The organism is Luteibacter sp. 9133 (assembly GCF_000800155.1).
Lineage (GTDB): Bacteria > Pseudomonadota > Gammaproteobacteria > Xanthomonadales > Rhodanobacteraceae > Luteibacter > Luteibacter mycovicinus.
In genome coordinates, this window is record NZ_JUHO01000001.1 from 521,214 (window position 1) to 531,964 (window position 10,751).

At 65.9% G+C, this 10,751-nt stretch carries 9 protein-coding genes; 8 read left to right on the top strand and 1 reads right to left on the bottom strand.

The features are described 5' to 3' along the window. The first annotated feature begins 166 nt into the window (after positions 1 to 166). From rpoZ to FA87_RS02100, 5 genes are all read left to right on the top strand, one after another. Positions 167 to 457 carry a DNA-directed RNA polymerase subunit omega gene (gene rpoZ, locus FA87_RS02080; RefSeq protein ID WP_036116209.1) on the top strand — a complete coding sequence of 97 codons (291 nt, stop codon included), beginning with the start codon at positions 167 to 169 and terminating at the stop codon, positions 455 to 457. A gap of 112 nt (positions 458 to 569) precedes the next feature. Then, complete coding sequence (locus FA87_RS02085; RefSeq protein WP_052191092.1) at positions 570 to 2,756, top strand: bifunctional (p)ppGpp synthetase/guanosine-3',5'-bis(diphosphate) 3'-pyrophosphohydrolase; 2,187 nt, start codon at positions 570 to 572, stop codon at positions 2,754 to 2,756. A gap of 132 nt (positions 2,757 to 2,888) precedes the next feature. Then, on the top strand, positions 2,889 to 3,272 hold the full coding sequence (locus FA87_RS02090; RefSeq protein ID WP_036116206.1) for a RidA family protein: 384 nt from the start codon (positions 2,889 to 2,891) through the stop codon (positions 3,270 to 3,272). Between the two features lie 37 nt (positions 3,273 to 3,309). Beyond that, positions 3,310 to 5,409, top strand: a complete 2,100-nt coding sequence (recG, locus tag FA87_RS02095; protein WP_156128599.1) for an ATP-dependent DNA helicase RecG — start codon at positions 3,310 to 3,312, stop codon at positions 5,407 to 5,409. A 47-nt stretch (positions 5,410 to 5,456) separates the two neighbouring features. Then, complete coding sequence (locus FA87_RS02100; protein ID WP_081996432.1) at positions 5,457 to 8,054, top strand: glycoside hydrolase family 31 protein; 2,598 nt, start codon at positions 5,457 to 5,459, stop codon at positions 8,052 to 8,054. 8 nt (positions 8,055 to 8,062) lie between these two features. On the opposite strand, the gene FA87_RS02105 is transcribed toward FA87_RS02100, so the two are convergent. Continuing rightward, a complete protein-coding gene (locus tag FA87_RS02105; protein WP_239708949.1) occupies positions 8,063 to 9,055 on the bottom strand; it encodes a mitochondrial fission ELM1 family protein in 993 nt (330 codons plus the stop codon). A gap of 98 nt (positions 9,056 to 9,153) precedes the next feature. Between FA87_RS02105 and FA87_RS02110 the strand changes: the two genes are divergently transcribed. The 3 genes from FA87_RS02110 to FA87_RS02120 all read left to right on the top strand — a co-directional run bounded on the left by FA87_RS02110 (position 9,154) and on the right by FA87_RS02120 (position 10,722). Beyond that, positions 9,154 to 9,747, top strand: coding sequence for a malonic semialdehyde reductase (locus FA87_RS02110; RefSeq protein ID WP_036116204.1), 594 nt, complete (start codon positions 9,154 to 9,156; stop codon positions 9,745 to 9,747). A gap of 70 nt (positions 9,748 to 9,817) precedes the next feature. Beyond that, positions 9,818 to 10,408, top strand: a complete 591-nt coding sequence (locus FA87_RS02115) for a YceI family protein (RefSeq protein WP_036116203.1) — start codon at positions 9,818 to 9,820, stop codon at positions 10,406 to 10,408. Positions 10,409 to 10,515: 107 nt separating this feature from the next. Then, on the top strand, positions 10,516 to 10,722 hold the full coding sequence (locus FA87_RS02120; protein WP_043692055.1) for a zinc-finger domain-containing protein: 207 nt from the start codon (positions 10,516 to 10,518) through the stop codon (positions 10,720 to 10,722). Positions 10,723 to 10,751: the final 29 nt, after the last annotated feature.

Genomic DNA, 10,751 nt, shown 5'->3' on the forward strand with positions numbered 1-10,751 from the left:
TTGGGGGTGGGGCGATAGGATAGTGTACCGCCTGGTTTTATTATTTGCACTAATGCCCGTCCGTCCTGGTCAGAACCGCACATGATACCCCTCACCTCATTGCCAGCCAACGGGGCTGACCGCTAAACTGCACAGTCAGAAGTGTCTTTATTGTCAAGGATTTGAAATGGCCCGTATTACTGTCGAAGACTGCCTCGAGGTAGTCGACAACCGCTTTGAGCTCGTGCTCATGGCGACCAAGCGCGCCCGCCAGCTGTCCAAGGGTGCCGAACCCACGCTCGATCCGGGCAACGACAAGCCGACCGTGCTCGCCCTGCGCGAAATCGCCGATCGTCGCGTCAACGACGAAATGATCGACGAGATCGACCGCGCCGCCCGCGAGCGCGCCGAGCGCGAAGCCCTCGAGTGGGCCGCCACGGAAGTGGACGACGACCTCTCGAAGGGTGGGGATGATTGATGATGCCGGGTCGCTGTCGGCCCAGCACTCATCTGAACGTTGCGCACGTTGACGCGCGGCTGCTGACGCCGCGCGCGGGAGGCTGCACCGGCTGACGGTGTAAGGTTCTCCCATGGAAGTCATTCCCGCCAAAAAACTGACCGACGTGGTCGATGATGGCCCGGTGCCTCCCTATGTGCAGGCGCTGGAAGAGCGCGTGGGCGCTTACCTGCCGCACGACCAGGTCATGCGCATCCGCCGCGCGTTTCTCATCGGCGCCGCCGCGCACGAGGGCCAGACGCGAAAGTCGGGTGAGCCGTACATCACGCACCCCGTGGCCGTGGCCCACGTCCTGGCGGAGCTGGGTCTCGACGCCGAGACCATCATCGCCGCGATCCTGCACGACACCCTCGAAGACACCCGGCTTGCCCGCGAAGAGCTCGCCGGCGAATTCGGCGAGACCGTGGCGGAGCTGGTCGACGGCGTCACCAAGCTCGACAAGATGCGCTTTTCCAGTCGCCAGGAAGCCGATGCGGAAAGCTTCCGCAAGATGCTTCTGGCCATGGCGCGCGACCTGCGGGTCATCCTGATCAAGCTGTCCGACCGCCTGCACAACATGCGTACGCTGGGCGCCAAGGACGCGACCTCGCGCCGTCGTATCGCGCGCGAAACGCTCGAGATCTACGCGCCGATCGCGCAACGCCTCGGCATGAACAAGTTCAAGGCCGAACTGCAGGACCTAGGCTTCAAGGCGCTCTACCCGGATCGCCACCGCATCATCGGCGAGCGCATCCGCGCCGCACTCGGTAACCGTCGCGAAGCGATGGCCAAGATCGAGATGGCCCTCGAAGGTCGGCTTGCCGCCGAGAAGATTCCCGGTCGTGCGGTCAGCCGGATCAAGTCGGCATGGAGCATCTATTCCAAGATGCGCGGCGACCACAAGTCGTTTGCGCAGCTGATGGACGTCTACGGCTTCCGCGTCATCACCGACAACGCGATGCACTGCTACATGGCGCTCGGCGCCGTGCATGGGCTGTACAAGCCGGTCGACGGTCGCTTCAAGGACTTCATCGCCATTCCCAAAGGCAACGGCTACCAGTCGTTGCACACCGTGCTGCTCGGGCCCTTCGGGGCGCCGATCGAGATCCAGATCCGTACCTCGGAGATGGAGTCGGTCGCGGAGCGCGGCGTGGCGGCCCACTGGGCATACAAGTCCGATTCCGGTCCCGCCAACAGTGCCCAGGCGCGTGCACGTGAGTGGCTGTCCGCGCTGGCGGACAGCCAGGCCAACACCCCCTCAGCGTCCGAGTTCCTGGAAAACGTCAAGATCGACCTGTTCCCGGACGAGGTCTACCTGTTTACCCCGCGCGGCGAGATTTTCTCGCTGCCGCGAAACGCGACTGCGCTGGATTTCGCTTACGCCGTGCACACGGATGTGGGCGACCACGCCGTCGCGGCGCGTGTGGACAAGAAACTCGTGCCGCTGCGCACGCGCCTGATTTCCGGCCAGCAGGTCGAGATCATCACGGCGCCGTCGGCGGTGCCCAACCCCGCATGGCTGGAAGCGGTGGTCACGGGCAAGGCGCGCACCGCCATTCGTCAGTACCTCAAGCATCTGCAGCACGAGGATGCCGTGGACTTCGGTCACCGCATGCTGGATCGCGCGCTCGACGCGCGCGGCATGAGCCTCGACTCGGTGCCGGCCGCTACGCTGGATCGCTTCCTCGAAGACGCCAAGCTCAAACGCCTGGAAGAACTCCTGTCCGAGATCGCGCTGGGTAACCGGTTTGCCGACCAGGTCGCCACGCAGCTGGTCGCTCTGCTCGGGCCGGGCAAGGGCGAGCCGTCGGCGTCGTCTGAGCAGCAGCACAGCGCGGAGAATATCCGCATCAGCGGCGCCGAGCGCGGCGTGCTCAGCTTCGGCAATTGCTGTCATCCGTTGCCGGGCGACGAAATCATCGGATTCCTTTCCTCGGGCAAGGGTATCGTCGTGCACCGGGTGGAATGCCCGAACGTGCCGGAGTTCCGCAAGACGCCCGAGCGCATCGTAGCTATCGAGTGGGATCGCGACGTGTCGGGCGACTACCGTGCCGAACTGCGCATCGAGGTGCTCAACCGTCCCGGCGTCCTCGCCACGGTGGCCGCGGCCATCGCCGACGCCAGCTCGAACATCGAGAACGTCGAATACATCGAGCGCGACAGCACGGCGGCCACGCTGCTCTTCGCCATCGAGGTCAAGGGGCGCAAGCATCTTGCCGACGTCATGCGCCGGGTCAGGCGCACGGGTGTAGTCAGCGGCGTATACCGCCACCCCCTGTAGGAGCGCGCCCTGCGCGCGATGGGTTTACCGTGGGCTAGGCTTCGCGCCCGAGGCGCGCCCGTCCACGTCGCTTCAGGTAGCTAGCGTGGCGCGGCGTAGATAGACTGCTGTGAATTCATCGAGGATGTATCCATGACCCGCAGCACCATCGCCACCGATAAGGCTCCGTCGGCCATCGGCCCATACTCGCAGGCCGTGCGCGCCGGCAACACGGTGTATTTCTCAGGGCAGATTCCGCTCGACCCGGCCACCGGCAATCTCGTCGAGGGCGACATCACCGTGCAGACGCGTCGCGTCTTCGACAACCTGGTCGCGGTGGCGGAGGCCGCGGGCGGCAAGCTGGCCGACATCGTCCGTGTGGGCATCTACGTCACCGATCTGGGCGACTTCGCCGCGGTGAACGCCGTGATGGCCGAATACTTCCAGCAGCCGTACCCGGCGCGCTCGACCATCCAGGTCTCGGCACTGCCCAAGGCGGCAACGGTCGAAGTCGACGCGATCCTCGTCCTGCCGTAAGGGCGCCGTCATTCCCGTGGCCCGTCGCGCAACGCCGATCACCGCTGCCGTTCCGGTGGCGGACCCCGGGCGTGCGCCGCTGACATCGCTCGGCGGCGTCGGGCCGGCGCTTGCCGAGACCTTGCGCAAGCTCGGCCTTCGCGAAGTGCAGGACCTCTGGTTCCATCTGCCTTTGCGTTACGAGGACCGCACCACGGTCGTGCCGATCGCCGATCTGCGCCCGGGCGACCGCGCCCAGGTCGAGGGTGTCGTCGAGCATGTCGAGCGCGGCTTTCGCTTTCGTCCGCAACTGAAGGTGATTATCGGCGACGACTCCGGTCGTCCGTTGTTGCTGCGCTTCTTCCACTTTCGCAAGTCGCAGGTCGATCAGCTGCCGAAGGGCGCGCGCCTGCTGTGCTTCGGCGAAGTGCGCCAGGGCCCGCAAGGACTGGAGATCGTCCATCCGCAGTACCAGCGCATCGAGACCGACGAAGCCGTCCTGATGGACGAGCGGCTGACCCCGGTGTATCCGACGACGGAAGGACTCGGGCCGCGTCGTCTCGCCAGCGTCATCGCCCGTGCGCTGGCGCACCTGCCGACGGACGATCGTCTGGAGCTGATTCCCGAGGAAATCGGCCGGCCGGCGGGGCTGACGTCGCTGCGCGACGCGTTGTCCTATGTGCATCGCCCCCCCACGGATGTCGATCTGCGGCAGCTGGAGGAAGGGCGGCATCCGGCGCAACAGCGGCTCGCCTTCGAGGAGTTGCTGACCCAGCACCTGACGTTGCGCCGCATGCGTGCGGCGGTGAAAGAACGCAAGGCGCCCGCGCTGAAAAGCGCGGGCACACTGAAGGATCGTCTGCTCGCCGCGCTTCCGTTCGCGCTGACCCGTGCGCAGACGCGCGTGTCGAAGGAAGTCGCACGCGACCTGTCGCGTGCCCATCCCATGCTGCGACTCGTGCAGGGCGATGTCGGCAGCGGCAAGACGGTCGTTGCCGCGCTGGCCGCGGTCGCCGCCGTCGAGAGCGGTTACCAGGTCGCCCTGATGGCGCCGACCGAACTGCTTGCCGAGCAGCATCTTCGTAACTTCCGTGCATGGCTCGAGCCCCTCGGTCTCGAAGTGGAATGGATGGCCGGCAAGGTGCAGGGCAAGGCGCGCAAGAGCGCGCTGTCACGCGCGGCGGAGGGCCACGCCCATGTCGTGGTCGGCACGCACGCACTCATGCAGGAAGGCGTCGCGTTCAGGAAACTCGGCCTGGTGATCGTCGACGAGCAGCACCGCTTCGGTGTGCATCAGCGGCTCGCTCTGCGCGACAAGGGCGCCGAGGGCTCGCTCATTCCGCACCAGCTCGTACTTACCGCCACACCGATCCCGCGCACGCTGGCGATGAGCGCATACGCCGATCTCGATGTCTCGTCCATCGACGAACTGCCACCCGGACGCACGCCGGTGCAGACCGTCGCGATCTCGAACGAGCGTCGCTACGAGGTCATGGAGCGCATCCACGCGGCCTGCATGCAGGGCAGGCAGGTCTACTGGGTCTGCACGTTGATCGAAGAGTCCGAGCAGCTGAACGCGCAAGCCGCCGAGGTGGCGCACGCGGAGCTGACGACCGGCCTTCCCGATCTGGCCGTGGGCCTGATTCATGGACGCATGAAGCCGAAGGAGAAACAGGCGGTGATGGATGCGTTCAAGGCCGGCGAACTTGCCGTGCTGGTCGCCACCACCGTCATCGAGGTGGGCGTCGACGTTCCCAACGCCAGCCTCATGGTCATCGAGAACAGTGAGCGCCTCGGTCTCGCCCAGCTGCATCAGCTGCGCGGGCGCGTGGGTCGTGGTGCCATCGCATCCAATTGCGTGCTGCTCTATCAGACACCGCTGTCGCGTCTGGCGAAAGAGCGACTACAGGTGATGCGTGAGACCAACGACGGGTTTCGCATCGCCGAAAAGGATCTGGAACTGCGTGGCCCCGGTGAAGTACTGGGCACGCGTCAGACGGGCCAGCTGCAGTTCCGCATAGCCGACCTCACCCGTGACGGTCATCTCATGCCCGAAGTGCAGCGGGTCGCCGAAGCCATGATGAAAGATCATCCCGCGCGTTGTGAGAGGCTCATCGCACGCTGGGTCGGCGACGCGGCGCGTTACGTCGACGCCTGACGGACTCATGCTAGAGTCGGAGCTTCCTTTAAGGGGAGGTAGGGTGCATGAGAGTGATCCGGGCTGCCGTCGCGTTCGCGACGTTTGTCGCCGCCGTCGCATCGTCATCGGCGCACGCCGATCCCGTCACCAGCGGCGAGGCTCGCTTCACGGTCCTCACGCCCCGCGTCATTCGCATGGAATATTCGTCCTCGAAACAGTTCGAGGACGCGCCTTCGCTGGTCTTCGCGACACGCGGTAACGCAGGCGACGTTCCCGCGAAGGTCTCCCATGAAAAGGGCTGGCTCGTCATTCGCACCGACTTGCTGACGCTGCGCTACAAAGAGGGTTCCGGCCCGTTCGGTGCCGACAACCTGACGGTCGAATCGAAGCAGCTCAAGCCGGCCATCGCCTGGCACCCCGGCCTGAAGGAAACACGAAATCTCGGCGGTACGGCGCGCACGCTCGATCAGGTCGATGGCGACCGTCATGCGTCCGACAACACGCCGCTGGATCTCGGCGACGGCTTGCTCTCACGCGACGGCTGGCACGTCGTCGACGACACGGGAAGCTTCGTCTTTGGCGATGAGAAGCTGCCGTGGGTGCACCGTCGCGCCTGCCAGGCATGCACCGACTGGACGTTCTTCGGCTACGGCCACGACTACGTCGCCGCGCTGGGTGATTTCACGAAAATCGCCGGCCGCGAGCCGTTACCGCCGCGCTATGCCTTCGGTTACTGGTGGTCGCGTTACTGGAATTACAGTGACAGCGAGATCCGCGACGTGGCGGCGGACTTCGCGCGCTACGGCATTCCGCTGGATGTCCTCGTGATCGATATGGACTGGCACACGACGCCAGGCCTCGCATCCGGTTCGGACAAGCGGGACATCGCGGGCCAGACGCCGGGCTGGACGGGCTTCTCCTGGAACCGAAGCCTGTTTCCCGACCCGCAACGGCTGCTCCGCTGGCTCGGCGACCAGGGCCTGAGGATCACGCTGAACCTGCACCCCGCCTCGGGCATGCTTCCCCACGAGGATGCGTACGGCCGATTCATGGATGCGATGAAGGCCGACCGCGCCCATCCGCTGCCTTTCGAAGCCGCGGACGCGAGCTACATGTCGGCACTCTTCAGCACGGTGCTCGATCCCCTGCAGGCGATGGGCGTGAGCTTCTGGTGGCTGGACTGGCAGCAATGGCGCGAATCGAAAGCCATGCCGGGACTGAGCAACACCTGGTGGCTCAACCATGTGTTCTTCACCCACATGCAGCAGACCAGCGACAAGCGTGCGCTGATCTATCACCGCTGGGGCGGACTGGGAAACCACCGCTACCAGATCGGCTTCTCGGGCGACTCGATCATCTCGTGGGGTTCGCTGGCGTTCCAGCCGCGCTTCACGTCGACCGCGTCCAACGTGCTTTATGGCTACTGGAGCCACGACCTCGGCGGTCACACCTTCCGCGACGAAAGCGATCCGAAGACGCGCCGGGTCGATCCGGAACTCTACGTGCGCTGGATGCAGTTCGGTGCGTACAGCCCGATCATGCGCACACACACCACGAAGAACCCGAACCTGCGCAAGGAGCCCTGGCGGTTCGCGCCTGCGGAATTCGACGCCTTGCGCGACACGGTGCTGACACGTTACCGCTTGCTGCCGTACACCTACACGATGGGTCGGAAGGCGTTCGACACGGGCGTGTCGCTGGTCAGGCCGCTGTACTACGCGTGGCCGGAAGACGACCGGTCCTACGCGAGCGGCGCCGAATACATGTTCGGCGACGACCTGCTGGTGGATCCGGTAACGGCCGCCGCGGGCAGCGACGGTTTCGCCAGCCAGGAGACCTGGTTGCCGAGAGGCGACTGGTTCGACACGACCCGCGGTCGCTCGTTGCATGGTGAGCGTGCGCTCGCGGGCCGTTACCGACTCGATGAGGTACCGGTCTTTGCGCGTGCCGGCGCCATCGTGCCGACCAATACGAATACGACGGTGAGCGTGTCCCACGACACGGGTGCGCGGACCTTGCTCGTCTACCCGGGCGGCAATCAGTCGGCCACGCTGTACGAAGACGCGGGCGACGACGAAGCCTACCGGGGCACGGCGTTCGCTCGCACAGCTCTGGCGACCGAGCGGACGAAGCAGGGCGTACGCCTGAAAATCGCGGCGCGCGACGGTACGTATCCCGGTATGCCGACGTCACGGACGTGGTCCGTGGCCTTCGTCGCCGTCGCGATGCCATCGAAGGTGACGGTGGACGGCGTGGCGCTTCCGCGGGCGGATGACGACAAGCCCGGCACCTGGCGGCTCAACGGACGCGACCTGACGCTGCATGTGACGCTGCCGGAGCACGACTTCGCCCATCCGCAGGTGGTCGACGTGACGTGGCCCACCGATGCACCCGATGTCGACGGTCTGGTCGGACAGATGCGCGATGTGCGCGATGCGGTGGCCTGGCTGAAGGGGCACTGGGAGGACTTCGGCGGTATCCCCGACGAGCTTTCGGCGGCGGCGCAGGCGGACCTGCTGATCGACTACCATCCCGACCGGTTCAGGGACGAAGTGGCGGCTTTCCGAAACCGGGTGGCGAAGCTCGACGCGATACTCGCCGCCGCGCCGATGTCGGACGAGCTGAAGGCAGGGTTCCGGGCGCGGCTGAAACCCAGGCCGTAGGACGGGGACTATCGGGCCGGGGATGCAGGCAGTCCGAGGTGCTTGCGTACCTCGTCCGCGATCGTCGCCGTCTCCCGCAGCGGTGCCTGCCGCTCCGGTGTCACCGCATCGATGTCATGCAGCCGTCCCGCCGCTCGCAGCTCTGCATGAAACCGCCCCAGCTTCGCATCCAGCGGCGCCGTCACGACGGTATGCACCGGCGCCCCGGTGGCGCAGGCCTCGCACAACATATTGACCGAGTCGGGTGTGACCACGAGACGGTCGGCCCACGCCAGGATGCCGGGATACGGATTGGGGCCGTCGGCGCTGCCCGTCCAGATCACGCCCGGCCAGTCGGCGAAGGCGTCGCGAAGCACCGGCAGGAGCGCCGGCGGCGTGCGTCGCGAGGCGGCGACCATGACCGAGCCGCCATCCGTCGCAAGTCGCCGGCGAACGGCGGAGACGAAGGCATCGGCCGCCTTGCCGTCGAGCGGCGCGCCACGCCGGTCGCCGCCGACCAGCACCCCCAGACGCGGGCCGGGTAGGTCGGCCAGGCCGGCAAACGCCTCGCGCCCGTCGGCGAGCCAGGCGTCATCGATGGGATGCAGCGACCCGATCGGACGGAGCACGTTGTCGCCGGTCAGCTCATCGTGCTTCGGCGCGATCACCAGGTCCCAGTGTCGCGGATCCAGCCGTGGATCGAGCAACTGCACCGACAGCGTGCGGCCTGCCGACCAGCGGCGGATCTGCCGCGTCGCCCAGGCGGCCGTGCGTCCGCAGCCGATGACCAGCGAGGGCCATGGCGGCAGCAGGTTCTGGTTGGCACGCCCAAGCGCCAGACGCGCGCCCGGCAGCAGGCGCGGGGCCGCCCACGACCAGGGGGCGCGCAGATCGATGGTGATCTCGCGGATCGACGGCGTGAGAGCTTCGGCCAGTGCCAGCGCCTGGCGGCGATTGCCGGCCGCGCCGTCGGTCACGACCCAGCACAGGTCACGATCGGTGATTGTTGTCGAATTCGGCACAGTTCGTTCCTTGTCCGACCGGTCCACACAGGGCGTCGCGACGCTTACACTGTCGGGATGCCGGGCCTCCGGCGTTCCATCACTGTACAAGGATATCCATGAGCGCTCCGTTGTCCGATGCATCGCTTGACCAGCTCTTCCTCACCGCCCGCACCTACAACGCCTGGCTGCCGAAGGAAGTGACCGACGAGCAGATCCACCGGTTGTACGAGCTGGCGAAGTTCGGCCCCACCGCCGCCAACTCCTCGCCGATGCGCGTCATCTTCATCAAGTCGCAGGACGCCAAGGCGCGTCTGAAGCCGTACCTGGCCGAGAACAACGCCGAGAAGACCATGTCGGCTCCGGTTACGGCCATCGTCGCGACCGACTTCGCGTTCTACGAGCACCTGCCCAAGCTGTTCCCGCATGCGGACGCACGCAGCTGGTTCGTCGGCAACGAAGACCTGATCCAGTCCTCCGGCTCGCGCAACGGTTCGCTGCAGGGCGCCTACCTGATCATGGCGGCCCGCGCGCTGGGGCTCGACTGCGGTCCGATGTCCGGATTCGATCAGGCGGGCGTGGATGCCGAGTTCTTCGCCGGCAGCCAGGTCAAGTCCAATTTTCTCATCAACATCGGTTACGGCGATCCGGACAAGAACCTGTTCGGCCGCCTGCCGCGTCTGGACTTCGACGAAGCCGCCCAGATCGCCTGACCTCTTTCCCGCGGTGACCCTCCGGTCCCGCCGTCACACGCCGTACCCACCTCACTGCTGGAGAAACACCATGCGCGCCCTCCGTTACGTTGCCCTCGCCGGCCTGCTCGCCACCGCCGGCACCGCCGCCGCCGCCCCGGTGACCTACAAGCTCGACCCGACCCACACCATGGTCCTGTTCAGCTGGAATCACTTCGGCTTCTCGAATCCGACCGCCAATCTCAATCAGGTCGACGGCACCCTCGTCTACGACGAAGCCGCCCCGACCAAGGCCACCGTCGAGGTGACCCTGCCGCTGTCCGGTCTGGACACCTTCGTGCCCAAGCTCGACGAGCACCTGAAGTCGGCGGATTTCCTCGATGCCGCCAAGTTCCCGAACATCACCTTCAAGAGCACCAAGGTGGTCTCGGCCGGCAAGGACAAGCTCAAGGTCACCGGTGACCTCACCGTCCACGGTGTGACCAAGCCGGTCACCCTCGACGCCACCCTGAACAAGGTTGGCCCGCATCCGATGATGAAGGTGCAGTCGATCGGCTTCGACGCCACCGCCACCATCAAGCGCTCGGACTTCGGCGTCGGTGCCTACGTCCCGAACGTGTCGGACGACATCAAGATCCGCATCACGACCGAAGGCCACGACGCCTCGGCTGACAAGAAGTAATCGTCCCGGCTTTCACGGCCGTGAAAAACCCGCGCCGGCAACGGCGCGGGTTTTCTTTTTTGTTACCATCGCAGGCCTCGGTTTACCGTTTTGCCCGGAGTTTCCCCATGCGACCCAATCCCGCGGCAGCGCCGCTGATCCCGGCAAACGCCGAAAACCGTTACGAAGTGACGCGCGCCGACCTGACGCTGTCCTGCCCGATGCCGGGGATGTACCTGTGGAACTCGCACCCCCGGGTCTACCTGTCCATCGAAGACGACGGTGGCACCTCAAAGTGCATGTACTGTGGCGCGACGTACGTCCTGAAAGACTGAACGGCCCCCTGCGGGCACGTTTCGTGCTT